At 70.5% G+C, this 24247-nt stretch carries 25 protein-coding genes and 1 riboswitch; of the genes, 11 read left to right on the forward strand and 14 right to left on the reverse strand.

Annotation, left to right across the window (positions count from 1 at the left end; genetic code table 11):
- Positions 1-12: 12 nt before the first annotated feature.
- A complete protein-coding gene (thrC, locus tag F9C11_RS19830) occupies positions 13-1278 on the reverse strand; it encodes a threonine synthase (protein ID WP_409186355.1) in 1266 nt (421 codons plus the stop codon).
- Between the two features lie 13 nt (positions 1279-1291).
- A riboswitch (SAM riboswitch) is annotated at positions 1292-1425 on the reverse strand.
- A 131-nt stretch (positions 1426-1556) separates the two neighbouring features.
- On the opposite strand from thrC, the gene holA reads away from it, so the two are divergent.
- Positions 1557-2528 carry a DNA polymerase III subunit delta gene (gene holA / locus F9C11_RS19835; RefSeq protein WP_409186356.1) on the forward strand — a complete coding sequence of 324 codons (972 nt, stop codon included), beginning with the start codon at positions 1557-1559 and terminating at the stop codon, positions 2526-2528.
- A 314-nt stretch (positions 2529-2842) separates the two neighbouring features.
- Here the strand turns inward: holA and rpsT are convergent, their stop codons facing one another.
- Positions 2843-3103 carry a 30S ribosomal protein S20 gene (rpsT, locus tag F9C11_RS19840; RefSeq protein WP_409186357.1) on the reverse strand — a complete coding sequence of 87 codons (261 nt, stop codon included), beginning with the start codon at positions 3101-3103 and terminating at the stop codon, positions 2843-2845.
- A gap of 393 nt (positions 3104-3496) precedes the next feature.
- On the opposite strand from rpsT, the gene F9C11_RS19845 reads away from it, so the two are divergent.
- The gene (locus tag F9C11_RS19845) at positions 3497-4357 is read left to right on the forward strand and encodes an EamA family transporter (RefSeq protein ID WP_409186358.1); all 861 of its coding nucleotides are present in this window, start codon (positions 3497-3499) and stop codon (positions 4355-4357) included.
- 22 nt (positions 4358-4379) lie between these two features.
- Entirely contained in the window at positions 4380-4754 is a 375-nt protein-coding gene (locus tag F9C11_RS19850; RefSeq protein ID WP_409186359.1) for a VOC family protein, read from the forward strand.
- Here the strand turns inward: F9C11_RS19850 and F9C11_RS19855 are convergent.
- Positions 4751-5362, reverse strand: a complete 612-nt coding sequence (locus tag F9C11_RS19855; protein ID WP_409186360.1) for a class I SAM-dependent methyltransferase — start codon at positions 5360-5362, stop codon at positions 4751-4753. The two genes, F9C11_RS19850 and F9C11_RS19855, sit on opposite strands and share 4 nt — an antisense overlap.
- 116 nt (positions 5363-5478) lie before the next feature.
- Here F9C11_RS19855 and lepA point away from each other — a divergent pair, with 116 nt between their 5' ends.
- Together lepA and F9C11_RS19865 are read left to right on the forward strand one after the other, a co-directional pair.
- Positions 5479-7329 carry a translation elongation factor 4 gene (gene lepA, locus F9C11_RS19860; protein WP_409186361.1) on the forward strand — a complete coding sequence of 617 codons (1851 nt, stop codon included), beginning with the start codon at positions 5479-5481 and terminating at the stop codon, positions 7327-7329.
- 119 nt (positions 7330-7448) lie between these two features.
- Complete coding sequence (locus tag F9C11_RS19865; protein WP_409186362.1) at positions 7449-8015, forward strand: Uma2 family endonuclease; 567 nt, start codon at positions 7449-7451, stop codon at positions 8013-8015.
- 40 nt (positions 8016-8055) lie between these two features.
- Here F9C11_RS19865 and F9C11_RS19870 read toward each other — a convergent pair whose 3' ends face one another.
- The gene (locus tag F9C11_RS19870; RefSeq protein ID WP_409186363.1) at positions 8056-8502 is read right to left on the reverse strand and encodes a pyridoxamine 5'-phosphate oxidase family protein; all 447 of its coding nucleotides are present in this window, start codon (positions 8500-8502) and stop codon (positions 8056-8058) included.
- A 60-nt stretch (positions 8503-8562) separates the two neighbouring features.
- On the opposite strand from F9C11_RS19870, the gene F9C11_RS19875 reads away from it, so the two are divergent.
- Positions 8563-9612: an NAD(P)H-dependent flavin oxidoreductase gene (locus F9C11_RS19875; protein ID WP_409186364.1), complete on the forward strand. Its 1050-nt coding sequence runs from the start codon at positions 8563-8565 to the stop codon at positions 9610-9612.
- A 608-nt stretch (positions 9613-10220) separates the two neighbouring features.
- On the opposite strand, the gene F9C11_RS19880 is transcribed toward F9C11_RS19875, so the two are convergent.
- The 3 genes from F9C11_RS19880 to F9C11_RS19890 all read right to left on the reverse strand — a co-directional run bounded on the left by F9C11_RS19880 (position 10221) and on the right by F9C11_RS19890 (position 13972).
- A complete protein-coding gene (locus F9C11_RS19880; RefSeq protein WP_409186365.1) occupies positions 10221-11702 on the reverse strand; it encodes an amino acid permease in 1482 nt (493 codons plus the stop codon).
- Positions 11703-11821: 119 nt separating this feature from the next.
- The gene (locus tag F9C11_RS19885) at positions 11822-12844 is read right to left on the reverse strand and encodes an alpha/beta fold hydrolase (protein ID WP_409186366.1); all 1023 of its coding nucleotides are present in this window, start codon (positions 12842-12844) and stop codon (positions 11822-11824) included.
- 162 nt (positions 12845-13006) lie between these two features.
- Complete coding sequence (locus F9C11_RS19890; protein WP_409186367.1) at positions 13007-13972, reverse strand: zinc-binding dehydrogenase; 966 nt, start codon at positions 13970-13972, stop codon at positions 13007-13009.
- 60 nt (positions 13973-14032) lie between these two features.
- Between F9C11_RS19890 and F9C11_RS19895 the strand changes: the two genes are divergently transcribed.
- Genes F9C11_RS19895 through F9C11_RS19905 form a run of 3 tightly spaced genes read left to right on the forward strand, consistent with a single transcriptional unit; the run spans position 14033 to position 15044 of the window.
- On the forward strand, positions 14033-14233 hold the full coding sequence (locus F9C11_RS19895) for a hypothetical protein (RefSeq protein ID WP_037714937.1): 201 nt from the start codon (positions 14033-14035) through the stop codon (positions 14231-14233).
- Between the two features lie 11 nt (positions 14234-14244).
- Positions 14245-14697 carry a ribonuclease domain-containing protein gene (locus F9C11_RS19900; protein WP_409186368.1) on the forward strand — a complete coding sequence of 151 codons (453 nt, stop codon included), beginning with the start codon at positions 14245-14247 and terminating at the stop codon, positions 14695-14697.
- Positions 14694-15044, forward strand: a complete 351-nt coding sequence (locus tag F9C11_RS19905; RefSeq protein ID WP_409186369.1) for a barstar family protein — start codon at positions 14694-14696, stop codon at positions 15042-15044. The genes F9C11_RS19900 and F9C11_RS19905 overlap by 4 nt, the downstream gene beginning before the upstream one ends.
- Positions 15045-15097: 53 nt before the next feature.
- Here the strand turns inward: F9C11_RS19905 and F9C11_RS19910 are convergent, their stop codons facing one another.
- A complete protein-coding gene (locus F9C11_RS19910; protein ID WP_409186370.1) occupies positions 15098-15871 on the reverse strand; it encodes an enoyl-CoA hydratase family protein in 774 nt (257 codons plus the stop codon).
- Positions 15872-15967: 96 nt separating this feature from the next.
- Here F9C11_RS19910 and F9C11_RS19915 point away from each other — a divergent pair, with 96 nt between their 5' ends.
- Positions 15968-16543: an ArsR/SmtB family transcription factor gene (locus F9C11_RS19915; RefSeq protein WP_409186371.1), complete on the forward strand. Its 576-nt coding sequence runs from the start codon at positions 15968-15970 to the stop codon at positions 16541-16543.
- An 88-nt stretch (positions 16544-16631) separates the two neighbouring features.
- Positions 16632-17954, forward strand: coding sequence for an alpha/beta hydrolase family protein (locus F9C11_RS19920; protein ID WP_409186372.1), 1323 nt, complete (start codon positions 16632-16634; stop codon positions 17952-17954).
- A gap of 44 nt (positions 17955-17998) precedes the next feature.
- On the opposite strand, the gene F9C11_RS19925 is transcribed toward F9C11_RS19920, so the two are convergent.
- From F9C11_RS19925 to F9C11_RS19950, 6 genes are all read right to left on the reverse strand, one after another.
- Positions 17999-18628, reverse strand: coding sequence for a cyclase (locus F9C11_RS19925; RefSeq protein WP_409186373.1), 630 nt, complete (start codon positions 18626-18628; stop codon positions 17999-18001).
- A gap of 243 nt (positions 18629-18871) precedes the next feature.
- A complete protein-coding gene (locus F9C11_RS19930) occupies positions 18872-19606 on the reverse strand; it encodes a sirohydrochlorin chelatase (protein WP_409186374.1) in 735 nt (244 codons plus the stop codon).
- On the reverse strand, positions 19603-20865 hold the full coding sequence (locus F9C11_RS19935; RefSeq protein ID WP_409186375.1) for a sulfate adenylyltransferase subunit 1: 1263 nt from the start codon (positions 20863-20865) through the stop codon (positions 19603-19605). Before F9C11_RS19935 ends, F9C11_RS19930 begins: the two co-directional genes overlap by 4 nt.
- Positions 20865-21785, reverse strand: a complete 921-nt coding sequence (gene cysD, locus F9C11_RS19940) for a sulfate adenylyltransferase subunit CysD (RefSeq protein WP_409186376.1) — start codon at positions 21783-21785, stop codon at positions 20865-20867. The genes F9C11_RS19935 and cysD overlap by 1 nt, the downstream gene beginning before the upstream one ends.
- 17 nt (positions 21786-21802) lie before the next feature.
- On the reverse strand, positions 21803-22498 hold the full coding sequence (locus F9C11_RS19945; protein ID WP_409186377.1) for a phosphoadenylyl-sulfate reductase: 696 nt from the start codon (positions 22496-22498) through the stop codon (positions 21803-21805).
- Positions 22495-24195, reverse strand: coding sequence for a nitrite/sulfite reductase (locus F9C11_RS19950; RefSeq protein WP_409186378.1), 1701 nt, complete (start codon positions 24193-24195; stop codon positions 22495-22497). The genes F9C11_RS19945 and F9C11_RS19950 overlap by 4 nt, the downstream gene beginning before the upstream one ends.
- Positions 24196-24247 lie beyond the last annotated feature (52 nt).

The raw sequence follows: 24247 nt of genomic DNA on the forward strand, positions 1-24247 counted from the left end.
CGGGCCGGTGCGTCAGTAGCCGAGCGCCTTGGAGACGGCTTCGGCGGACGGCGGCACGGTGGCCTTCGGGCCGATGTGGTTCTCGACCGCGTCGAGGGTCTTGAGGCCGTCGCCGGTGATGAGGAGGACCGTTTCGGCGTCCGGGTCGAGCTTGCCGGTTTCGACGAGCTTCTTCGCGGTCGCCACGGTGACGCCGCCCGCGGTCTCGGTGAAGATGCCTTCGGTGCGCGCGAGCAGCCGGATGCCTTCGACGACCTCTTCGTCGGTGACGTCCTCGATCGCGCCGCCAGTGCGGTTGACCACGTCGAGCACGTACGGGCCGTCGGCCGGGTTGCCGATCGCGAGCGAGCGGGCGATGGTGTCCGGCTTCACCGGCTGGACGACGTCGTGGCCGTTGCGGTACGCGGTGGAGACCGGCGAGCAGCCGGTGGCCTGGGCGCCGAACACCTTGTACGGGCTGGCGTCCACGAGACCGAGCTGGCCGAGTTCGCGGAAACCCTTGTCCACCTTGGTGAGCTGGGAACCGGAGGCGATCGGCACGACGATCTGCTCGGGGATGCGCCAGCCGAGCTGCTCGGCGACCTCGTAGGCGAGCGTCTTCGAGCCCTCGGAGTAGTACGGGCGGACGTTGACGTTCACGAACGCCCACTTCGGGTGCTCGGCGGCCAGCTCGGTGGCGAGCCGGTTCACGTCGTCGTAGTTGCCGTCGACGGCGATCAGGTCGCCGTCGTAGACCGCGGTGGTGAGGATCTTCGCGCGCTCGAGGTTCTTCGGGATCAGCACGACCGACCGCCAGCCGGCGCGGGCCGCCGCGGCGGCGGTCGCGTTGGCCAGGTTGCCGGTCGAGGGACACGCGAGGACCTCGAAGCCGAACTCGCGGGCGGCCGCGAGCGCGACGGCGACCACGCGGTCCTTGAACGAGTGCGTCGGGTTGCCGGTGTCGTCCTTGACCCACACGCGCTTGAGGCCGAGTTCCTTGGCGAGCCGGTCGGCGCGCACGAGCCGGGTACAGCCGGGTTCGGTGTTCGGAGTCTCCTCGACGGTCGAGGGGACGGGAAGGAGTTTCTTGTAGCGCCAGATGTTGCGCGGGCCCGCCTCGATGTCCTCGCGGCGGACGCGGCCGAAGTCGTAGGCGACCTCGAGCGGCGAGAAGTCTTCGACGGAGACGAATTCCGGAGCGAGCGGCTGCCGGTGCCCTTCTTCCTTCGACACCAGTTCGACGGCCGGACCGAGGTCGAGCGTCTTGTTGGCGGAGGTGGCGCTGAGGGCTGCAGTCATCGCGAGGTTCCTTTCCTCATCTGCCCCGCCGAAGCGGGCCGGAATTGGCACCGTGGTCGTCAGCTACCCCGCGATCGCGGGATGACAGGCTGTACGCCGGTTGCCGGGGCTTCGTCGGGCCGTTCCCTCTGCCCCTCTGGATGAGCGGTATTCGGTTGTCGGAGCGCCGGCGGGCGCGTCCTCGGCTACACCGTACGACATCCCGATCAGCTCGTGCCACGGAGGCGGCCCACATCACCGGAGCGGACGGTTCGCGGGCCGGGTGAGAAGATGGCCGGGTGACCACCGCACCCGCGCCGCTGCACCTCGTCACGGGCGAGGAAGAACTGCTCATCGAACGGGCTGTGCGAGCGTCCCTCGACGCGGCCAGGGCCGCGGACCCGACGGCAGACCTGACGCGGACGCGGGTGTCCGATCTCACACCGCCCGCGCTCGCCGAGCTGGTCAGCCCGTCATTGTTCGCCGAGGGGCGGGTGATCGTGCTGGAGTCGGCGCAGGACATCTCGCAGGAGCTGTCCGACGCGGTCCTCTCCTACGCGAAGGCACCGGCCGACGGCATCGTCCTCGTCGTCGTGCACAGCGGCGGCGGCCGGAGCAAGGCCGCCAAGGCGCTGCCGGGCGCGTTGAAAAAAGCGGGCGCGGAAATCACCGAATGCCCGAAGCTGACCAAACCGGCCGAGCGCGAGGCGTTCGTCCGCAACGAGGTGCGCCGGTCAGGCGGCAAGATCGACGCCGCGGGCCTGATGGCGCTGCTCGATTCGGTCGGCTCGGACCTGCGCGAACTGTCCTCGGCGGCGACGCAGCTGGTCGCCGACACCGGGGGAGTCGTCGACGAGCAGGCGGTCCGCCGCTACCACACCGGACGCGCCGACGTGACCGGCTTCGCGGTGGCGGAAAAGGCCGTCGCCGGCGATCGGGCCGCCGCGATGGAGTCGCTGCAGTGGGCGATGCAGCTGGGCGTCCCGCATGTCCTGGTGGCCGACGCGCTCGCCGACGCGGTGCGCACGATCGCCCGCGTGTCCGCCGCCGGACGCGGCAACCCGAACCAGATGGCGGGCGAACTGGGCATGCCGCCGTGGAAAATCCGCAAGGCGCAGGGCCAGGCCCGCGGCTGGGGCCAGGACGGCCTGGCGACCGCGATGCGCGTCGTGGCGAGGCTGAACGCCGAGGTCAAGGGCGCGGCGGCGGATGCGAACTACGCCCTGCAGCGCGCGGTCCTCGACGTGGTCGCGGCCAGGGGAGACCGCTGACTTCCCGGCGGGACGGCTTTGGCGGAGTCGTCGCGGGAAAGCCGGTGAACGCTGGCAGTGCTCTGTGGTTGTGGGCGCGGGGCTGCTGAATTCCAGGCGGGACCGTCTTGAGGGCGTCGTCGTCGGAAGCCAGTGAACGCCGCCGGGGCTATGCGGTTGCGGCCGAAGGGCACCCCTGCCTCCCAGCCGACGGGACCGCTCGGCGGAAGCCGTCGGCAACCCGGTGAACCCGGCCGGATCCGCAGCGGCCGCGTCCCCAGGGCACGGAAAAGGCCCGGCAGCCGAAGCCGCCGGGCCTTCCGGAAAGACTGCGCTCAGAGCTGGTTCACGCGCTTCGCGAGAGCCGACTTCTTGTTCGCGGCCTGGTTGGCGTGGATGACGCCCTTGGTGACGGCCTTGTCGAGCTTGCGAGCGGCGTCGCGCTGCAGTTCGACGGCCTTGTCCTTGTCGCCGGCTTCGGCGGCCTCGCGGAACTTGCGGATCGCGGTCTTCACCGAGGACCGGATCGCCAGGTTGCGCTGCCGCGCCTTCTCGTTCGTCGTGATGCGCTTGACCTGCGACTTGATGTTGGCCATGGAGGCGTTCCTCTTTCACTCGGTGAAGGTCGCTGCCGCGTTCGTGTGGCTCCAAGCCGACCCCGAGGGACCAGCCGGGTTTCCTCCCTGACGGAATGCCGCACGGCAACAGTCAGAAATCTTAACAGCCCTGCTCGCGGCCCCGGCGAGGGCCCCGGAGCCGGAAATCGCGCGGCATCCCGGCGGCGGCTCCGTTACGGTGGGTTTCGGTAGTGCCTAGGGTTCCGTCGCCTGCCCGTGGTCCCGCGGAGCGGGTCGCGAAGACAACGAGGGCGGGCGGGCCTGGTCCGAGCGGCACCTTCGGCGGGGCGCCGAGCCCTGCCGTTCATCTGACGGGACAAAAGCCTGGAGGACCCGGTCTTCAGCGTGCGCTGAAAACCTGAAGGGGTCCGGATGAACACCACTGCCCTCGCCATGGTTCTCGTCGCCGCGGTCGTGCACGCCGGGTGGAACCTCGCCGCCAAACGGGTTTCCGGCGGTCCGCGGTTCGTCTGGCTGTACTACACGGTCTCGGCGGTCGCGATGCTCCCGGTGATCGCGGCAGCGCTGGCCGTCGAACCGGAACGTCCACAGTGGACTTGGCTGCTCGCCGCCGGGGGCACTGCGGTGCTGCACGTGGCGTACGGGATCGTGCTGCAGCGCGGATACGAGGTCGGCGACCTGTCGATCGTCTACCCGCTGGCGCGCGGCACCGGCCCGCTGGTCTCGGTGCTCGTGGCCGTCACCGTGCTGGGAGAACGGCCGGGGGTGCTCGGGCTGATCGGCGCTTTCCTGGTTGTCGCCGGCGTCCTGGTGATCAGCCTCGGCGGCAGCACCGGCGACGCGAAAGCCCGGCGCGCCGGGGTGTTCTACGGCGTCGCCACCGGCGTGGTCATCGCGGCTTACACGCTCTGGGACGCGCATTCGGTCACGTCGCTCGGCGTGCCTCCCCTCGTCTACTTCGGCGGCGGCGCGATCGGCCAGAGCATCCTGCTCGCGCCGGCCGCCGTGCGCGGCCGGTCCGAGATCAAGCGGCTGTGGCGCGACCACCGGCGCGAGGTGCTGATCGTCGGACTCGCCTCGCCGGCCAGCTACCTGCTGGTCCTGTACGCCCTGCGGATCGCGCCGGTCAGCCTCGTCGCTCCGGCGCGCGAGCTGTCGATCGTCTTCGGCGGGGTCGCCGCCTGGCTCGTGCTCCGCGAGCGCAACGCGGTCCGCCGGCTCGCCGGATCGCTGGTCGTGCTGGCCGGGATCGCCGCGATTGCGGTCGCCTGAGCGGCTCGGGTAGGCAGGAGCCATGGACGTACTGAGCAGCCGGGTGCTGATCCACCCCCGCGACCACGAGGTGTCCACCGCGTTCTACCGCGACGTCCTCGGCCTCGCGATCGAGCGAGAATTCCCTGGCGGCACGCGGTTTTTCGCCGGCGGCGGGTCGATCGAGGTGGTCGGCGAGGGCGAGGCCGGGCCCGGTCCGGACGTCAACCTCTTCCTGCAGGTCCGCGATCTTCCGGCGACGCTGGCCGAACTGGCCGGGCGCGGGGTCGAACCGGTGCGCGAGGCCCGGCGCGAACCGTGGGGCACCGACGAGGCGTGGATCGCCGACCCGGACGGGCTGCGGATCGTGCTCGTCGAGGTCCCGGAGGACCACCCGTTGCGCCGCGACCAGCGCTAGCCCGGTTTCACGGCCCGCAGCTGGGCGGCGAGCGCGGCGAATCCCGGCGGGTCCCAGGTCCAGGTCTGCAGGTCGGTGAATCCCGCCGCGGCGGCTTCGCCGGCCAGCTCGTGCCGCGTCACCGGAAGCCATTTCTCGTGCGCCGAGAGCAGCAGCCGTCCGCCTGGCCGCAGCACGCGGAACAGCTCGGCGAACGCCGCCGGGCGGTCTTCCCAGAACTGGACGTTGTTCACGGTAAGCACGACGTCCGCGGACGCGTCCTCGCAGCCGGTCCGGGCCGCGTGGCCCGCGCGCACCTCGGCGCGGTCGCCGCAGCGGTCCGTGCAGAGATCCCGCATCTGCGGGGAGGGCTCGACGCCGATCACCTCGCCGGCGAGTTTGCTCGCCGCGTCAAGGCCGACGCCGGGGCCGGGGCCGATGACCAGGACGGTCTCGTCCGGTTCGAGGCGCGCGAGGTCGACGACGCGGTGCTCGGTCGCGGCGTTGCCGATCGCCATCAGCTTGCCGCCGAGCCTGCCCAGCAGGCCGCTGGGGTGGCCGAAGGCCCGGTCGAGCGCGGCGTCGAGGACGCCGGGGCCGGGCGGCGAGGGGGAGGGTGAAGTGGTCATGCTTCGAGGTCATCACGAGACGCGCGGGGCCGCATCGGGGATGACCCCCACCCGCACCCGGAGGTCCATGGGACGATGGGGTACGGACATCCCCCACCATCCCGAGGACAGCCCGAGTGACAGCGCCCAAGACGTTCGCCGACACCACCTTCACGCCGCCGGAGTTGATCCGCAACTTCTGCATCATCGCCCACATCGACCACGGCAAGTCGACGCTGGCGGACCGGATGCTGCAGCTGACCGGCGTCGTCGAGGAGCGGGCCATGCGCGCGCAGTACCTCGACCGCATGGACATCGAGCGGGAACGCGGCATCACGATCAAGGCCCAGAACGTCCGGCTGCCGTGGCAGGTGGACGGCAAGGACCACGTCCTGCACCTGATCGACACGCCCGGCCACGTGGACTTCACCTACGAGGTCTCGCGCGCGCTCGAGGCGTGCGAGGGCGCGATCCTGCTGGTCGACGCCGCGCAGGGGATCGAGGCGCAGACGCTCGCGAACCTGTACCTCGCGCTCGAGAACGACCTGCACATCATCCCGGTGCTGAACAAGATCGACCTGCCCTCGGCGGACCCGGAGAAGTACGCGGCGGAGATCGCGCACATCATCGGCTGCGAGCCCTCGGACGTGCTGCGCGTGTCGGCGAAGACCGGCATGGGCGTGACCGAGCTGCTGGACGAATGCGTGCGCCAGGTCCCGCCGCCGGTCGGCGACGCGGACGCGCCCGCCCGCGCGATGATCTTCGACTCGGTCTACGACACCTACCGCGGCGTCGTCACCTACATCCGCGTGGTGGACGGCAAGATCACGCCGCGCGAGAAGATCAAGATGATGTCCACCGGCGCGACGCACGAACTGCTCGAGGTCGGCATCATCTCGCCGGAGCCGAAGGCCAGCAAGGGACTCGGCGTCGGCGAGGTCGGCTACCTGATCACCGGCGTGAAGGACGTGCGCCAGTCGAAGGTCGGCGACACCGTGACGTCCGAGCGCAACGGCGCGAAGGAGCCGCTGGCCGGCTACCGCGACCCGAAGCCGATGGTGTTCTCCGGGCTGTACCCGGTGGACGGCTCGGACTACCCGGAGCTGCGCGAGGCGCTGGAGAAGCTGCAGCTCAACGACGCCGCGCTGACCTACGAGCCGGAAACGTCGGTCGCGCTGGGCTTCGGCTTCCGCTGCGGTTTCCTCGGGCTGCTGCACCTGGAGATCACCCGCGACCGGCTGGAGCGCGAGTTCGGCCTGGACCTGATCTCCACCGCGCCGAACGTGGTGTACCGGGTGGTGCTGGAGGACCGCAGCGAGGTGATCGTCACGAACCCGTCGGACTGGCCGACCGGGCTCAAGATCGCCGAGGTGCACGAGCCGGTGTCGAAGGTGAGCATCCTCGCGCCGTCGGAGTTCGTGGGCACGATCATGGAGCTGTGCCAGGCGAAGCGCGGCACCCTGCTGGGCATGGACTACCTGTCCGAGGACCGCGTCGAACTGCGCTACACGATCCCGCTCGCGGAGATCATCTTCGACTTCTTCGACACGCTGAAGTCGCGCACGCGCGGCTACGCGTCGCTGGACTACGAGGAGTCCGGCGAGCAGGTGGCGGACCTGGTGAAGGTCGACATCCTGCTGCAGGGCGAGACGGTGGACGCGTTCTCCGCGATCGTGCACAAGGACGCTGCTTACACCTACGGAAACCGCATGGCGACGCGGCTGCGCGAGCTGATTCCGCGGCAGCAGTTCGAGGTCCCGATCCAGGCCGCGATCGGCTCGCGGATCATCGCGCGCGAAACGATCCGCGCGATCCGCAAGGACGTGCTGGCGAAGTGCTACGGCGGCGACATCTCGCGGAAGCGGAAACTGCTGGAGAAGCAGAAGGAAGGCAAGAAGCGGATGAAGACCGTCGGCCGGGTGGAGGTGCCGCAGGAGGCCTTCGTCGCGGCACTGTCCACTGAGGACAACGGGAAGAACAAGAAGTAGTCCCACCTTCGGGTGAACGGCGGCTCCGGGTTTCCGGGAGCCGCCGTTTTTTGTCGGTGGCGGGTGGTGTCCTCAATTGCGGACAGGAACTCTGGTGCGCACAGGGAAAGGAGAGCACCATGACAGTCATGATGGAAAGCCAGGTTCCGCCCGGATCCGGTCCCATGACGGTGCGGGACCTCGAGGGGATGCCGGATGATGGCCGCCGTTACGAACTCATCGACGGAGTGCTGGTCGTGACTCCGGCGCCGGGGTACCGCCATCAGAAGATCGGGTACCGGCTCTACCACGTGCTGGAAGCGGCCTGCCCGCCGGAGTTCGACGTCCTCGGCGCACCGTTCGCCGTGCACGTCGGCGACCGGACGGAGCTGCAACCGGACGTTCTGGTCGGCCGCAGCGAGGACTTCACCGACCAGGATCTGCCGGTGCCGCCCGTGCTCGCCGTCGAGATTCTGTCGCCGAGCACGGCGATCCACGACCTGAACACCAAGAGAGCCGTCTACGAACGGCTGCGGGTGCCGAGTTACTGGGTGATCGACCCGGCCGCGCCCGAACTGACTGTGTTCGAACTGGACGCGGACGGCTTGTACCAGCAGGTCGCCAAGGCCGCGGGAGCCGAGGCCTTCGAAGCGCGGCAGCCGTTCCCGGTCCGGGTGGTGCCCAAGATGCTTGTCGAGAGGGGCTGAGCGGAGCCGAACTTCTCGCGTCCGACGCCTGCCGGGACGCTCAGCCGTTCCCGATGATCCTGCCCACCTCCACGAACACCGCGGCCCGGCGTTCGGCGGCCATCACGCGGTCGTATTCCGCCCAGTCGTCGTGGGTGCCGGTGGCGGCTCGGAAGACCTCGCGCAGCAGGGGCGGGAGGCCGTCGGCCGGGAAGGACGGGTCGGGGTCGTCCGGGCCGATCAGGCGGGTCGGGCCGGTCACCGAGAGCCAGTGCCAGCCGCGGCGGAACGTTACGGTCGCGTGGCCGTTGCGGCGCAGCAGGGTGAGCTTGTGCGCGCCGCCGACGGCGACGAAGCCCACGCTCGGCTTGCCGGTCACCGGGTCGTCCAGGATGCCCGCGTTCACCACGGACGCGTGCACGGTGCCGTCGGCGCGGGTCGTGGCCACTGTGGCGAGGCCGTTCTCCTGCACCGACAGCGCGCGGAGCTGTTCCAGGGTTGCCGTCATGCTCTTCTGCAACGCGGCGGCGGCCCGGCGCATTTCCGGTGCGGCACTAGGCTCGGGGACATGTTCGATGATCTCGAGTTCCCGGTGATCGTGGCGCCGATGGCGGGCGGGCCGACGACTCCGCAGCTGGTCGGCGCCGTCACGGACGCGGGCGGGTTCGGTTTCCTCGCCGCCGGCTACCTCAGCCCGGAGACGCTCGACGCCCGGATCGCGCACACCGCCGACCTCACCGGCGGGCGGTTCGGCGTCAACCTGTTCGTCCCCGGCGGCCGGTCGGTGGCCGACCTGAACGCGCACCGCGAACGGTTGCTCGCCGAAGCCGTGCGCTACGGCGTCGAACTCGGCGACCCGGTCTGGGACGACGACGAGTACCCGGCGAAACTCGACCTCGTCGTGCGGCACCGGGTCCCGGTGGTGTCGTTCACCTTCGGCGCGCCGACGTCCGCCGAGGTGCAGCGGATCCACGAAGCCGGCGGCAAGGTCGCGGTCACCGTCACGAACCCGGAGGAAGCCGACCTCGCCGCCGCGCGCGGAGCCGACGCTCTGGTCGTGCAGGGCTTCGAGGCCGGCGGGCACCGCGGTCTGTTCACCGACGACCCGGGCAACCCGGCCGGCGGCGAGGAGTACGGCCTGCTCGCGCTGCTGCGGCTGCTCGGCGCGCGCACGAGCCTGCCGTTGATCGCGGCCGGGGGACTGGTCAACGGCGCCGACATCGCGGCGGTGCTGGCGGCGGGTGCGTCGGCGGCGCAGTTGGGCACGGCCTTCCTGCTCGCCACGGAGGCCGGCACCGGCGAAACCCAGCGGCGCGCGCTCGCCGAAGCCGGGCGGGCGACGGCGTTCACGCGCGCGTTCAGCGGACGTCCGGCGCGGGGCATGGTGAACCGCGTCCTGAGCGACCTCTCCGCGGACGCGCCCGCTGCCTACCCGCAGCTGCACCACCTGAGCAAACCGGTCCGCGCGGCGGCCGCCAAGGCCGGTGACCCGGAGGCGATGTCGCTGTGGGCTGGGCAGACCTACCCGCTCGCCAGTGACGGTTCGGCGGCCTCGATCGTGGCCCGCCTGCGCACCGAGGCGAAGGCAGCGGCGGAACGGCTCGACCGGCTGCGCTGAGGAGAGGGCGGAAGCCGCGGCGGCGTGACTGCGTGCGGGGAGGTTCGCAGGAGGCTGTGGCTTGGTCGGTTGTTCTCGCCGCGCGACGGATTGCTGCCTGCGCTGGGGTTTCCGGTGCGGGCAGGAGCCGCGAGTGGGTGACTGGATTGTGCGCAGGTTCGCTGGGACTGAGGGTTGGCCGGTTGTTCTTGTCGCGCGACGGATTGCTGCCTGCGCTGAGGTTTCCGGTGCGGGCAGGAGCCGTGACGGCCTGATTGGGTTGGGCGGTTGTCCTAGTTGCGCGAGGGATTTGCTGCCCGCACGGGGTTCCGGTGCGGGCAGGGAGTTCTAGCGCTGACCGGGTAGCGGCGGAACGGCCCGGATGACCGTGCGTGCGCCGGTCACAAGAAGAGCAACGAGCGCGAGGCGACGTGCGCTGGGAACGCCCGACAGCGCACGCGACTAAGGGCCAGCGGACATGCCGTCGGACCAGCGGCGAGCAGCCCAGCGATCCGAAGGCCCCCGAGCGGCCGCGGTCCAGGAGAAGCCCGGCAAGCCCAGCAACGCAAAGAAAACGCGGGGAACGCCACCCAAGGCGTCCCCCGCGTCTGAACCGCTCCATCGCCGGATCAGTCCGAAGTGGACTTGACCCCGGGCTCGCCGTCGCCGGCGTCCTCGCCGCGTTCCATCGCGGAGTGGCGTTTGCCGTAGGCGAAGTAGATCACCATGCCGATCGCGAACCAGATCGCGAAGCGCAGCCAGGTTTCCGGCTTCAGGAACGTGATCAGCCAGATCGAGAACACGACTCCGATGACCGGGACCACCGGCATGCCCGGCGTCTTGAACGTGCGCGGCAGGTCGGGGCGCTTGTAGCGCAGCACGATCACCGCGATGCAGACGACCACGAAGGCCAGCAGGATGCCGATGTTCGTCAGTTCCGCGGCCTCGCCGATCGGGAGCACGCCCGCGATCAGCGCCGAAGCGACGCCCAGGATCCACGTGATGCGCGAAGGGACCTTGCGCACCGGGTGGGTCTTCGAGAACCACTTCGGCAGCAGGCCGTCGCGGCTCATCGAATAGCCCACTCGGGTCGCGCCCAGCAGGAAGGTGAACAGGACCGTCAGGATGCCGATGATCGCGCCTACCGCGATGATCGCGCCCAGCCAGCCCAGGCCGACCTTCGCGAATGCGCTCGAGAACGCCGCTTCCGGGTTGATGTCGGTGTACTTCACCATGCCGGTCAGGACCAGGCAGGCGAGCACGTACAGCACCATCGAGATCGCCAGCGAGTAGATGATCGCCTTCGGCATGTGCTTCTGCGAGTCCTGCGACTCCTCGGCCGCGGTGGACATCGCGTCGTAGCCGAAGACCGCGAAGAACACCGTTGCCGCGCCGGTGAACGCGCCGCTCAGGCCGAACGGGAAGAAGTTGCTGTAGTTCCCGCTCTGGATGTGGAAGGCGCCGACCACGATCACCAGCAGCACCAGGCCGACCTTCAGGTACACCAGCAGCGTTTCGAAGCGCGCCGCGTTCTTCATGCCCTGATTGAGAATGAACGCGATCAGCAGGCAGAGCAGCACCGCGAACAGGTTGATCTTGTACGACCCCGGTTCGACGCCCGCCGGTTCCGTCCCGGGCGCGCCGGACATCCAGTGCGGCAGCGAGATGTGCAGGAAGCCCAGCAGATCGTTGAAGTAGCCGGAAATCCCGATCGCCACCACGGACACGATCGCGGTGTACTCCAGCAGCAGGTCCCAGCCGATGAACCAGCCGACGATCTCGCCGAGCACCGCGTACCCGTAGGTGTAGGCGGAGCCCGCGCGCGGGATGAGGCCGGCGAACTCGGCGTAGGAGAACGCCGCCGCGGCGCTCGCGATGCCCGCGATCAGGAACGAGATCAGCACGGCCGGGCCGGCGGTCTTGTTCGCGACCGCGCCGGCGAGCGAGAAGATGCCCGCGCCGATGATGCCGCCGACGCCGATCGCGGTCAGCTGCCGCAGGCCGAGCGTGCGCTGCAGCCCGCTTTCGCCGGCCTGCTCGATGGTTTCGATCGGCTTCCGCCGGAAGATCCCGGACCCGGTGCCCAGGTTAGGGCCGCGCGGAGCTGACATCGGTGTCTCCTCAGACTGGTGGTTCGCCGGACCCGGGTTCCGGGCCCTGGCAGGGCACCGTACCCGGAGGCGCCGCGCCTGTCACCGACTCCATTGTGTGACGATTTCGGCAGCCTGGGTCACCCGGTCGCGGAGTCGTCCTCGACGTCGCTGACCGTGGGCGCCGGGCGGGCGGCGGAGCGGACCGCGCCCGCGGCGAAGAACGTGAGCAGCTCCGCGACCTCGGCCGGATCGTCCAGCTGCGGGCAGTGGCCCCAGTCTTCCCGCACGACGAGCCTGCTGTGCGGCACCAGGGTGTGCAGCTTCCGCCCGGACGCGGCCGTCACGAGCTTGTCCTTGCCGCACGCGACCGCGAGCAGCGGGATCGTGATCTGGTCGAGCCGGTACGCGTCGGCCAGCTCCGCGACGAGTTGCCGCGCCTGTTCGAGCCGGGACGTGGTGGCCCGGTAGTCCGGGAAAAGCGTGGTGAACCGGCGGACCTGGCCCGCGTCGGCGTGCTTCGCGTCGGCGTAGAGGATCCGCGGCACGAGCTGTTCGGCGACCGCGCGGACCAGGAAACCCGGCACTGGCAACGGAAGCGAGGAGTACAGCCGCAGCGGCAGCGGATTGCGCCCGACCGTGCGCACCAGCCACGAGTCGACGAAACCGGGCGCGGCGATCGACACCACGCCAGTGGTCGGCAGCCGGTGGTTCTGCGCCGCGCGCAGGCTCATCGTGCCGCCGAGCGAGTTGCCCGCGAGCACGACCGGGCCGAGCACGGCCTGTTCGCGCACCACCGCGGCGGTGAACGCGTCGAGCTGCGGCAGCATCGGACCCGGGCGCAGCGGCTGCGCGTCGCCGAAGCCGGGAAGGTCGACCGCGATCGCGGCGATGCCCGCGGCGGCTAGTTCTCCGAGTACCGGACGCCACGTGTCGGCACTGTCGCAATACCCGTGGAGCAACACGAGCCGGGGCGCGCGGGGTTTCTCGGCGCCCTTGCGGCGCGTGCGCTTCGGTGCGGGCGCCTCGGCGACGGACGGCCCGACCTCGAGCACGCGCGTGCGGATCCCGGCGAAGCGCCGGAACGACTCACGGACGGGCGCCGGGTCGCTGGGGTGCCGGCCGCCCCGGTCGGCGGGTGCGGGCCGCTGCGTCGCGGTCATGTTCTTCAGGTTAACCGCCCAAGGTCGACTTCTGGTGGAACTTCGGGGGTCACTATCTGATTGCGAAGCAGGGGTGTTGACGATTCACTGGAGAACGAGTACAAGCGCTGGCCCGGGCGCTCTCGAAGAGGAAAAGCCCAGGCCAGCGCGGTGCGACCGGGATCAGCGGGTGAAGACGATCTTCCCCGCGGTCTCGCCGGCGGCCATCGCGGCGAATCCCGCGGGGGCCTCCGTGAGGGGGAGTTCGGCGCCGATCTGCGGCTTGATGCCCTTCAGGTCGAGGTAGGCGAGCAGGTCGGCCAGCTCGTCGCGGGTGCCCATGGTCGAGCCGACGACCCGCAGCTGCAGGAAGAACACGCGCTGCAGGTCGGCCGACGGGTCGGGGCCGCTGGTCGACCCGGACACCACGACCACGCCGCCCGGCTTCAGCGATTTGAGCGTGTGGCCCCAGGTGGCCTTGCCGACGGTCTCGAACACCGCGTCCACCCGCTCGGGCAGCCGCGCGCCGGACTCGAAGCTCTGGTGCGCGCCGACGCTCTCGGCCAGCGCGCGCTTCTCCTCGGTGCGCCCGGTGACCCACACGCGGAACCCGGCCGCGCGGCCGAGCGCGATCAGCGCGGTCGACACGCCGCCGGACGCGCCCTGCACGAGCATCGTCTGGCCGGGCCGCAGACCCGACTTCACGAACAGCATCCGGTACGCGGTGAGCCAGGCGGTGCCCATCGTCGCGCCCTCGGCGAAGGTCAGGCCGGCCGGCTTCGGCACCGCGTTGCGGGCCGGGACCACGACCTGGTCGGCGAACGTGCCCTGGTGCTTTTCGGTGAGCAGGGTGCGCTTCGGGTCGAGCGTGTCGTCGCCCTGCCAGCCCGGCGCGTTGATCACCGAGTGCAGCACGACCTCGGTGCCGTCGTCGAGCGTTCCCGCTCCGTCGCAGCCGAGGATCATCGGGAACTGGTCTGCCTTGATGCCGACGCCGCGCAAGGTCCACAGGTCGTGCATGTTCAGGCTGGCGGCTTTCACGTGCACCCGGACCCAGCCCTGCGGCACCTCGGGTTCCGGCCGCTCGCCGACGACCAGCGAATCGAGCGGGGACTCGGCGTTGGGTTCCTGCGCGTATACGGCGAACATGGCAGCAACCTACCTCCCCTGCCCGCCGTCCCGCAGGCGAGCGCGCGTAGGCTCACACTCGTGTTTGACGGCCTGGCCAACTGGTGGGACGGGGTCGAGCTGTGGCTCGCCCAAGCCTGGTTCCCCGTGCAGTTCGTGCTGGTGATGGCGGTGCTCGTGCCGCTGTGCCTGCTCGCCGCGTGGGCCATCGACAAGCTGGTCGAACGCTTCGGCCGCCGGTTCGGCACGGCCCGTGACGACGAGCGTCCCGGCCGCTCCTAAGCTGGCACACCATGGTCAACCGTAGGCGGATCACCGCTGCGCTCGTCGGTCTCCTCGTGCTGGTGCTCGGCGGGTGGCTCGTCAAGGAAACCGCGGGCTCCTCGGATTCGCCGGCGCCCGCGTCCTCGTCGAGCGCTCCCGCCTCGGCTTCCGGGAAGGTGCCGGGAGCGGATTCGAAGCTGCCGGTCAAGCCGCTGTCCTCGCTGCCGCCGCAGGCGAAGGACACGTGGAACCTGATCCAGAAGGGCGGGCCCTACCCGTATCCGCGCAATGACGACGTCGTCTTCCAGAACCGGGAAAAGGTGCTTCCCGCGGAGAAGAACGGCTATTACCACGAATACACCGTGAAAACGCCGGGAAGCCCGGACCGAGGGGCGCGCCGGCTGATCACGGGGGCGGGGAAAGAGTTGTATTACACAGCGGATCATTACGCGTCGTTCGTCGTCGTGGACCCCGCGCGGTGAGCGGGGAGACGGCGCGGGCCGCGGCGGACGCGGCTTTCGCGCGCGGGGCTTACCCGCATCAGGTCGACGGGACGCGGACGCTCGACAAACTGTCGGCATTGGACGCGATCGGCGAGGCGCTGTCTTTCCCGTCTTACTTCGGGCGGAATCTCGACGCGCTGTACGACCTGCTCACCGATCTGTCGTGGCTGCCGCCCGGCGAGCACGTGCTGATCTGGACCGGGTCGGACGCGTTGAAGGCGGCCGAGCCCAAGGCTTACCTGGCGGTGCGGAGCGTGCTGTCGGACGCGCAGCGGGCGATGGGCTCCGGCGCGCGGCGGCTGACCTTGGTCCTGGTCGATTCCTGACGAGCCGTGAGGGGGACCCCCGAGGGACTCGGGGGCCATCTCATCGGCCGCGGTCAGTCCTGCGGGACCCAGTTCGGCTTGCGCTTCTGCGCGAAGGCCAGGATGCCTTCCTGTCCTTCCTCGCTGGCGAAGAACCCCGCGGACAGGGCGTTCATGTCCGCGAAGCCCTCAGCCGGGGTCGCCGGGCGCGGGCGGGCCAGCAGTTCCTTCGTGGCGGCCAGGGCTTTCGGGCCGCCGAGCGTCAGCGACGTGAGGTAGCCCTCGACGGTCTTGTCCAGGTCTTCCGCCGGGACGCAGGCGTTCAGCAGGCCGATCTCCACCGCGCGCTTCGCGTCGAAGACGTCGCCGGTCAGGAAGAGTTCGTGCGCGGCCCGGGCGTTCAGCCGCGGGAGGACCGTCAGGCTGATGACCGCCGGGACGACGCCGATCCGGACCTCGGAGAAGGCGAAGGTCGCTTCCGGCACCGCGACCGCGATGTCGCAGGCGGCGACCATGCCGATCCCGCCCGCGCGAGCCGGGCCGGCCAGCCGCGCGACGACCGGCTTCGGGCTGGTCCACAGCTGGTCCAGGATCTTCGGGAACTCGTTCACGCCCTGGTCGGACGAACCGGCGCCGCGGGCCTCCTTCAGGTCCATGCCCGCGCAGAACACCGGGCCGGTGTGGGTCAGCTGCACCACGCGCACCGCGTCGTCCTCGCGGGCCTTGTCCAGCGACTCGCTCAGTTCCCGCCGCAGCTGCGCCGACAGGGCGTTGCGGTTGTGCGGGGAGTCCAGAGTGATCGTGGCGATGCCGGCCGCCACCTCGTAGTGCACCAGTTCGTCAGCCATGCCTGACACTTTCGCACACCGCCTCCCCGGGGACAGGGGCGAAGTGCGTGCACGAGAACCCATGCACGAAAACTCGTGCACTGCTACCTTGAGGGCATGGCAGACCCTCGCACCGCCGATTCGAAGGCGCTCAAGGCGCTCGCGAACCCGTTGCGGCAGCGGATTCTCGAGCTGCTGGCCGCGTCCGGGCCGGCGACGTCGACGACGCTCGCCGAACGGCTGGGCGTGACCAGCGGCGGGACCAGTTACAACCTGCGGGTGCTGGCGGAGAACGGGTTCGTCCAGGAGCTTCCCGAACGCGCGCGCGGGCGGGAGCGCTGGTGGCGCGTGGCGGATTACGACCTGCGGCTGCCGCCCGCGCAGGAACAGGACGATCCGGCGAAGGCGGCGATCGGCGAGCTGCACCGGCTGTGGCTCGCGGGCGACACCGATCTGTACGAGCGGTTCGAGCGCGAGCGTCCGCGGCTGGGGGAGTGGGCGGACGCGATTCCGTACTCGCGCGGCGCGATCACCGTGACGCTGGACGAGCTGGGGGACTTCTTCGAGGCGTATCTCGCCTTGCTCAGGCGGTATCAGCGGCCGGACGGCGAAACGCCGGAGGGGGCGCGCCGGGTCGAGACGCGGATGCTCGCGTTCCCGGCTCCGGGCGGGGAGGAGGCCGGCCAGGACTGAGCTGGAAGGCCTGGGTGCCGAGCGGCCACTCGGCACCCAGGAACAAGGGAAAACGTCGCACGATCTCCCGAAGCAAGGAGAACACTTCATGCTGCCCTGGGGCAAATCGCGGCTCGCCGCCGCGCTCCTCGTGCTGGGTTCGGTCCTGGCGACCGCCCAGCCGGCACAAGCACAACCGCCCGCGAACGTCAGTTTCGCGGGCGCTGGCGGAATCACGGTGCATGGCACGGTATTCCGGCCGGACGGACCGGCGAAGTCCGCGATCGTCCTGCAAGGAGGGTCGGACTGGCGGACCCGGGACAATCTCCGGCTGCAGGCCGAGACGTTCACGCGGCTCGGCGTCACGACGCTCGTCTACGACCGGCGTACCAGCGGTTATTCCAAGACCCAGCGCGATTACGGCGTGCTGGCGGACGATCTGGTCTCGGCGGTCCGCGCGTTGCGGGCGAACTCGGGAGCCGCGGACGTCGGCGTCTGGGGAGTCAGCGAGGGCGCGTGGGTCGCGACGCTCGCGGCGACCCGGGCGGCGGACATCTCGTACGTGATCACGGTCGGCGGATCCGGATGGGGCGGAGCGCGGCAGACCTCGTGGTACTGGGGGAATGTCCTTCGCCACCAAGGGATTTCCGGCTCGCTGCTGACGGCATTGCCGGTGCGGGGGACTCGGTTCGCGATCGGGGCCGGGTTGTTCCCGGAGGCGGACTACGACCCGGTGCCGGTGTTGCGGCGGCTGAAGCAGCCGATCCTGGCGTTGTGGGGCGACCTCGACATCAACCACGCGCCGGTCGAAAGTTCCCGGATTTTCGCGGACGCGCTGGTCGCGAACCCGAACCACGCGATCCGGTTCGTCGTCGGCGGCGGGCCGGATCTGTACGCGACCAGCGACGCCGGGTTCGACCGGCTGCCTCGGGTCGTGCCGGGATATCCGGCGGTGGTCGGGGACTGGCTGGCGAATCGGCAGGGCGTGCACGTCGAGACCGCGGCCTTCGCGCAGCGGCCGACGGAAGCGCTCCGTCCGCTGGCCTGGTGGGAATCTGCTGGGGCGCAAGGGATCGCGCTCGCCCTGCTGCTCGGCGGGTTCGCCGTCGGCGGCGTGGTCGCGCTGATTCGCCGCCGGGGGACCAGGTCGTCGCGGTGGCTGGCCGGGCTCGGGACGGCGACGGTCGCCGGGTTCGTCGGAATCCTCGGCTGGGCGCAGCTGTCCGGGATGAAGGATCTCGGACCGGTGTTCCTCGGGCGGCCGTTGCCGTGGCTGGCAGTGCAAGCGCTGGCGGTCGCGACCGTGGTCGCGTTGGCGGCAACCGTGATCGGCCTGCGGAAACCGGACCGGCGGCGCGGGGCGGTCGCGCCGCTCGCGGCCGGGCTGGTGTTCGTGCCGTGGGCGGTCTACTGGGGACTGCTGCTGCCGTGAACCGGGCGCGGCCACCCGGGCGCAGCGGGTGGCCGCGGTCCGGGTCAGCCGATGGTCGTGGTGGTGAAAACCGGGCTGGGGTTGGGGAAGCAGGCCGTCGGCGCGGTCACGTCGCCGATGATGCTGCTCGCCACGGCCTTGAAGGTCAGGCCGGGGTCGCTGTAGCTGGTGCCGGACAGTTTCGTCTCGATCGTGCCGGAGTCGCCCGCCTTGAGGTGCGCGGTGATGGTCGGCAGTTCGAAGGTCGATCCGCCGGCGATCGGGCCGGGGAAGCTCAGCGTCGCCACGCCGTCGGCGACGCTGATCGTCGGCGGGGTGTCGCCGAGACCGGAGCCGCCCGCGAGGTCGGCGCTGACGTAAGTCGAGTTGGCCGGGACGGGGAACTTCAGCGCGAAAGTGTTGATGTTCTTGACCTTGTTGCCGCCCACGTCGCTCGGGACGGTGTTGGGCGCGGGGTCGATGACGACGTCGAACGCACCGCCGGGCGCGACCGTCGCGGGTGCGGTGACGTCGGCGTTCTGGGTCAGCGACACCTGCTGCGGGCCGACCACCGGCGCGTCGGCCTGGCAGTCGAAATTGATCGCGGTCGCGGCGGAGGCCGGGGCCGCCAGCGCGAGCGGGAGGGCGGCGACCGCCGTCAGCGCGGCCAGCCGGTAAAAGTGAGGTGCTTTCATCTGTGTGCTCCTACCTGCGGGTTTCACGGGGGAGAGAGAAAGCTGCGCAGCGCTTAGAGAGTTACCGGCAAGTTAAGTAGTACGTCAAGGAGTGACCGTTCACAGGAGCGCACTGTGACGGAGAATGTGAATATCGCTCACCTTGTGGCGGTAGGAGCGGCCCGATCGGCCGTTCGGGCCTACCGACGGTGGTCCGACAGGGCCAGCCAGGCCGGCTCGGCCCAGCGCTGTCCGGTGCGATACTCAGGCGGCGGTCCGCAGCAGGCCGGAGATCGCGGCGGCGTACCGGCCGATCACGACGTCCGCGACGCGCGGGTCGTCCGCGAGCGGCTCGGCGATGAACGCGCCGGCGTCGGCTTCGCGGGCCAGCGACGCGATCCGGTCCGGCAGCAGGCCGGGGGCCAGGAACCACGACGCCACCACGAAATGCCGGACGCCGCGCTCGCGCAGCCGGGCCGCGGCGGCCGGGATGTCCGGCTGGGCCGCGCTGGCGAACGCCTCGCTCACCGGCAGGCCGAGCCGCTTTTCCCAGCGGGCGGCCAATCCGGCGACGACCGCGTTGGCCTCGGGGTTCGAGGAGCCGACCGCGCTCAGCAGCACTCCGGTCCCGCCGCGGCGGGCTCCGGCGATCCGGTCGAGGGCGACGGCTTCGAGTGCGGGATCGGCGCCGAGCACGTCCGACACGCGGATCCGGAACCCGGGGCACTCCGCGGTCACCTCGTCGATCAGCGCGGGCAGGTCGACCCGGGCGTGAAAAGCACTGCCCAGCAACAACGGCACGACGACCGCGGAGCGATGCCCGTCGGCGTAAAGCCCGCGCAGCACGTCGGTGACGCGCGGCTCCGACAGATCGAGGAACGACTCGCGCACGTCCAGCCCCGGCGCCTGCGCGCGGACGACGTCGACCAGCGCCCGCACCGTCGCGGAGGAGCGGGGATCACGACTGCCGTGCGCGACGGCGACCAGGGGAGGCGTCACGAGAACCGCTCTCCGACGAGACCGGCGGCGAGGGTGTCGCCGTCCTTCGGGTCGATCACCAGGAACGCGCCGGTGCGCGGGCTCACGCCGTAGTCGTCCACCGGCAGCGGTTCGGCCAGCTGCAGGCTGACGCTGCCGATGTCGTTGAGTTCCAGGCTTTCCGGAGAGTCCACACTGGACAGGGTCTGCTCGTCGAACCGCGCGTGCAACTCGGTGGCCAGCCCCTGCACGGTCCGGGTGCCGTGCTTGATCAGCACCCGCGCGCCGGTCTTGAGCGGCTTCGACGACAGCCAGCACAGCGTGCCGGTGATCTCGTCGGTCACCTCGGCCGGCGCGTCGGCGGCCGCGATCAGGTCGCCGCGGCTGATGTCGATGTCGTCGGCGAGCAGCAGGGTCACCGAGGTTCCGGCGCCTGCTTCTTCCAGCGGCCCGTCCGCGGTGTCGATCCGCTCGACGCGGCTGCGGATCCCGTGCGGCTGCACGACGATCTCGTCGCCCGGACGCACCGTGCCGGCGGCGATCTGACCGGCGTAGCCGCGGTAATCCGGGTACTCCGGCGTGCGCGGGCGGATCACGTACTGCACCGGGAACCGCAACGCGGAATCGTGCGGATCCGGGGCCACCGGCACGTTTTCCAGGTGCTCCAGCAGCGAAGGCCCGTCGTACCACGGGGTTCGCTCGGACCGGGCGGCCACGTTGTCGCCGACCAGCGCGGAAACCGGGATGGCGACGACGGCCGCCGGGTCGTAGCCGAGGGACTCCGCGTGCGCGGTGAACTCCTTGGCGATCACGCCGAAGGTGTTCTCGTCGTAGCCCACGAGGTCGATCTTGTTCACCGCCAGCACCAGCTGCGGCACTCCGAGCAGCGCCAGCACGGCCGCGTGCCGCCGGGTCTGCTCGACCACGCCGTTGCGCGCGTCGACCAGCAGCACCGCCAGCTGCGCGGTGGACGCGCCGGTGACCGTGTTGCGGGTGTACTGCACGTGCCCCGGGGTGTCGGCGAGCACGAACGACCGCTTCGGCGTGGCGAAATACCGGTACGCGACGTCGATCGTGATGCCCTGTTCGCGCTCCGAGCGCAGGCCGTCGACGAGCAGCGAAAGGTCCGGAGTGGACAGTCCTTTGTCGACGGACGCGCGGGTGACCGCGTCGAGCTGGTCGGCGAGGACGGACTTGGTGTCGTACAGCAGCCGCCCGACCAGCGTGGACTTGCCGTCGTCCACGCTGCCCGCGGTGGCCAGCCTCAGCAGGCTCGACATCAGAAGTAGCCCTCCCGTTTGCGGTCTTCCATGGCCGCCTCGGACATCCGGTCGTCGGCGCGGGTGGCGCCGCGTTCGGTGAGCCGCGAAGCCTGGACCTCGGCGATCACTTCCTCCACAGTGGACGCGGTGGACTCGATCGCGCCGGTGCACGAACCGTCGCCGACGGTCCGGTAGCGCACGCTCAGCTCGCGGACTTCCTCGCCGGGACGCGGTCCGCCCCACGGTCCCTCGCTGAGCCACATGCCGTCGCGCTGGTAGACCGCGCGCTGGTGGGCGTAGTAAATCGAAGGCAGCTCGACCTTCTCGCGGGCGATGTAGTTCCACACGTCGGCTTCGGTCCAGTTGGACAGCGGGAACACGCGGACCTGCTCGCCCGGACGGTGCCGTCCGTTGTAGAGGTTCCACAGCTCCGGCCGCTGCCGGCGCGGCTCCCACTGGCCGAAAGCGTTGCGGAGGCTGAAGATCCGCTCCTTCGCGCGCGCCCGTTCCTCGTCGCGGCGGCCGCCGCCGAAGACCGCGTCGAACTTGTGCTCCGCGATCGTCTCCAGCAGCGGCGTGGTCTGCAGCGGGTTGCGCAGGCCGTCGGCGCGTTCCTCGAGCCGGCCGTCGTCGATCCAGTCCTGCACCTTCGCGACGACCAGGCGCAGCCCGTGCTTTTCGACGACGCGGTCGCGGAACTCGAGAACCTCGTCGAAGTTGTGCCCGGTGTCCACGTGCAGCAGCGGGAACGGCACCGGCGCGGGCCAGAAGGCCTTGATCGCCAGGTGCAGCATCAGCGTCGAGTCCTTGCCGCCGGAGAACAGGATCACCGGCCGGTCGAACTCGCCCGCGACCTCGCGGAAGATGTGGAGGGCCTCGGATTCCAGGGCGGCGAGATTGTCTACCGCGGCGTCGGCCGCCGGTTCCAAAGTCGTCATGCTTCCTTCCTCAGCCATCAGCCATGCAATCCGCACTCGGTCTTCGCTTGCCCGGCCCACCGGCCGCTGCGCGGGTCCTGCCCCGGCTCGACCTTCGCGGTGCACGGCGCGCAGCCGATCGAGAGATAGCCGATCGACACCAGCGGGTTCTCCAGGATCCCGTTCGAGTGCAGGTAGCCGTTGAACTCCTCGTCGGTCCACGCCGCGATCGGGTTGATCTTCACCAGCCCGTTGCGCTCGTCCCAGGTGACGATCGGCGTGTTCGCGCGGGTCGGCGCGTCCACCCGGCGCACGCCGGTGACCCACGCCGAGTACTTGCCGAGCGTCTGCCGCAGCGGCACGACCTTCCGCAGGAAGCAGCACTGGCCGGGGTCGCGTTCGTGCAGCTTCGGCCCGTACTCCGCGTCCTGCTCGGCGACGCTCTGCTCGGCCTGGGCGTTGATGATCCGGACCTGCGGGTACACCGTCTGCACCGCGTCGCGCACCCCGAGGGTTTCGGCGAAGTGGTAGCCGGTCTCCAGGAACAGCACGTCCACCGCGGGCTTGACCTTCGTGGCGAGGTCGATCAGCACGGCGTCCTGCATGTTCGACGCCACGATGAAGTCGTCGCCGAAGGTCTCGACCGTCCAGCGCAGCGCCTCCTCGGCGGTCGCGTCGGCCAGTTCCTTCTCGGCGCGTTCGGCCAGAGCCCGGTAGTCCGCCACCGCGGTCACTGCAGCACCCCTTCGTCCGCCCGCAGCGCCCACTGCGGGAAGCGTTCGCCCGGTTCGCGGCCCGCGACGTACGCGCGCACCACGCGTTCCACGTACTCCACCAGTTCGCCCGCGGTCACCTTGTGGCCGCGCAGCTTCCGGCCGAACCCGGCGTCGAGGCCGAGCCCGCCGCCGAGGTGCACCTGGAAGCCCTCGACCTGGTTGCCGTCGGCGTCGGTGACGATCTGGCCCTTGAGCCCGATGTCCGCGGTCTGCACGCGGGCGCAGGAGTTCGGGCAGCCGTTGAGGTGCACCGACACCGGCGTCTCCAGCTGCGCGTTGATGTCGGCGAGCGACTTCTCCAGGTCCGCGACCAGCTGCTGCGCGCGCACCTTCGTCTCGACGATCGCGAGCTTGCAGAACTCCAGCCCGGTGCACGCCATCACGCTGCGCCGCCACGGCGACGGCTTGGTCTGCAGGCCCAGTTCGGCCAGGTCCGTCTCCAGCGCCGCGACCTTGTCCTCGGGCACGTCGAGCACGACCAGCTTCTGGTGCGGGGTCAGCCGCACCCGCCGCGATCCGGCCCGTTCGGCCGCGTCGGCGACCGCGACCAGCGTGCTGCCCGACACCCGGCCGGCGACCGGCGCGGCTCCGACGTAGTAGTTGCCGTCCTTCTGCGGGTGCACGCCGACGTGGTCGACCGGCATGTCCGGGTTCTCCGGCGGCGGGCCGTCGATCAGCTTCCGCTTGAGGTACTCGGTTTCGAGAACTTCCCGGAACTTTTCGATGCCCCAGTCCTTGACCAGGAACTTCAGCCGGGCCCGCGACCGGAGCCGCCGGTAGCCGTAGTCGCGGAAGATCGAAACGACGCCCTCCCACACCTGCGGCACCTCGTCCAGCGGGATCCACGCGCCGAGCCGCTGCGCGAGCATCGGGTTCGTGGAGAGCCCGCCGCCGACCCACACGTCGAGGCCGGGGCCGTGCTCGGGGTGGTCGACGCCCACGAAGGCGACGTCGTTGATCTCGTGCACGATGTCCGGCAGCCCGGAGATCGCGGTCTTGAACTTGCGCGGCAGGTTGGCGAACCGCGGGTCGCCGATGTACCGCTCGCGGATCGCCTCGATCGCCGGAGTCGCGTCGAGCACCTCGTCCGCGGCGATGCCGGCGACCGGGGAGCCGAGCACGACGCGCGGGCAGTCGCCGCACGCCTCGGTGGTGGACAGGCCCACGTTCTCCAGCCGGGACCAGATGGAGGGCACGTCCTCGATCTGGATCCAGTGGTACTGGACGTTCTGCCGGTCGCTGATGTCGGCGGTGTCGCGCGCGTGGTCCCGCGAGATCTCGCCGACCACCCGCAGCTGCTCGGTGGTGAGCGCGCCGCCGTCGACGCGGACGCGCATCATGAAGTAGCGGTCGTCCAGCTCCTCGGGCTCCAGCAGCGCGGTGCGGCCGCCGTCGATGCCGGGCTTGCGCTGGGTGTAGAGGCCGAACCAGCGGAACCGGCCGCGCAGGTCGCCCGGGTCGATGGAGTCGAAACCGCGGTGCGCGTAGACGTTCTCGATCCGCGCGCGGACGTTGAGCGGGCTGTCGTCCTTCTTCGAGCGTTCGTTCGGGTTCAGCGGCTCCCGGTAGCCGAGCGCCCACTGACCCTCGCCGCGCTTCTGGCGAGTCCGAGGCGCGCGGGCCTTCGCGGGCGTCTCACGCGGGGGTGCGGACATGGGGATCCTCCGGGCGGGGTGGTCGAGGCGGCTCCGCCGCGGCGTCGGTGCG

Source organism: Amycolatopsis sp. VS8301801F10 (assembly GCF_046195355.1).
GTDB lineage: Bacteria > Actinomycetota > Actinomycetes > Mycobacteriales > Pseudonocardiaceae > Amycolatopsis.

What these genes read in the sequence shown, in the direction of transcription:
- F9C11_RS19950 (WP_409186378.1), bottom strand. Translation starts at nt 24,195, where the DNA reads ATGTCCGCACCCCCGCGTGAGACGCCCGCGAAGGCCCGCGCGCCTCGG.
- F9C11_RS19880 (WP_409186365.1), bottom strand. Translation starts at nt 11,702, where the DNA reads ATGTCAGCTCCGCGCGGCCCTAACCTGGGCACCGGGTCCGGGATCTTC.
- rpsT (WP_409186357.1), bottom strand. Translation starts at nt 3,103, where the DNA reads ATGGCCAACATCAAGTCGCAGGTCAAGCGCATCACGACGAACGAGAAG.
- F9C11_RS19890 (WP_409186367.1), bottom strand. Translation starts at nt 13,972, where the DNA reads ATGTTCGCCGTATACGCGCAGGAACCCAACGCCGAGTCCCCGCTCGAT.
- F9C11_RS19855 (WP_409186360.1), bottom strand. Translation starts at nt 5,362, where the DNA reads ATGACCACTTCACCCTCCCCCTCGCCGCCCGGCCCCGGCGTCCTCGAC.
- F9C11_RS19865 (WP_409186362.1), top strand. Translation starts at nt 7,449, where the DNA reads ATGACAGTCATGATGGAAAGCCAGGTTCCGCCCGGATCCGGTCCCATG.
- F9C11_RS19925 (WP_409186373.1), bottom strand. Translation starts at nt 18,628, where the DNA reads ATGAAAGCACCTCACTTTTACCGGCTGGCCGCGCTGACGGCGGTCGCC.
- F9C11_RS19935 (WP_409186375.1), bottom strand. Translation starts at nt 20,865, where the DNA reads ATGTCGAGCCTGCTGAGGCTGGCCACCGCGGGCAGCGTGGACGACGGC.
- F9C11_RS19900 (WP_409186368.1), top strand. Translation starts at nt 14,245, where the DNA reads ATGGTCAACCGTAGGCGGATCACCGCTGCGCTCGTCGGTCTCCTCGTG.
- F9C11_RS19910 (WP_409186370.1), bottom strand. Translation starts at nt 15,871, where the DNA reads ATGGCTGACGAACTGGTGCACTACGAGGTGGCGGCCGGCATCGCCACG.
- F9C11_RS19845 (WP_409186358.1), top strand. Translation starts at nt 3,497, where the DNA reads ATGAACACCACTGCCCTCGCCATGGTTCTCGTCGCCGCGGTCGTGCAC.
- thrC (WP_409186355.1), bottom strand. Translation starts at nt 1,278, where the DNA reads ATGACTGCAGCCCTCAGCGCCACCTCCGCCAACAAGACGCTCGACCTC.
- F9C11_RS19875 (WP_409186364.1), top strand. Translation starts at nt 8,563, where the DNA reads ATGTTCGATGATCTCGAGTTCCCGGTGATCGTGGCGCCGATGGCGGGC.
- F9C11_RS19870 (WP_409186363.1), bottom strand. Translation starts at nt 8,502, where the DNA reads ATGACGGCAACCCTGGAACAGCTCCGCGCGCTGTCGGTGCAGGAGAAC.
- F9C11_RS19915 (WP_409186371.1), top strand. Translation starts at nt 15,968, where the DNA reads ATGGCAGACCCTCGCACCGCCGATTCGAAGGCGCTCAAGGCGCTCGCG.
- F9C11_RS19920 (WP_409186372.1), top strand. Translation starts at nt 16,632, where the DNA reads ATGCTGCCCTGGGGCAAATCGCGGCTCGCCGCCGCGCTCCTCGTGCTG.
- F9C11_RS19885 (WP_409186366.1), bottom strand. Translation starts at nt 12,844, where the DNA reads ATGACCGCGACGCAGCGGCCCGCACCCGCCGACCGGGGCGGCCGGCAC.
- cysD (WP_409186376.1), bottom strand. Translation starts at nt 21,785, where the DNA reads ATGACGACTTTGGAACCGGCGGCCGACGCCGCGGTAGACAATCTCGCC.
- F9C11_RS19850 (WP_409186359.1), top strand. Translation starts at nt 4,380, where the DNA reads ATGGACGTACTGAGCAGCCGGGTGCTGATCCACCCCCGCGACCACGAG.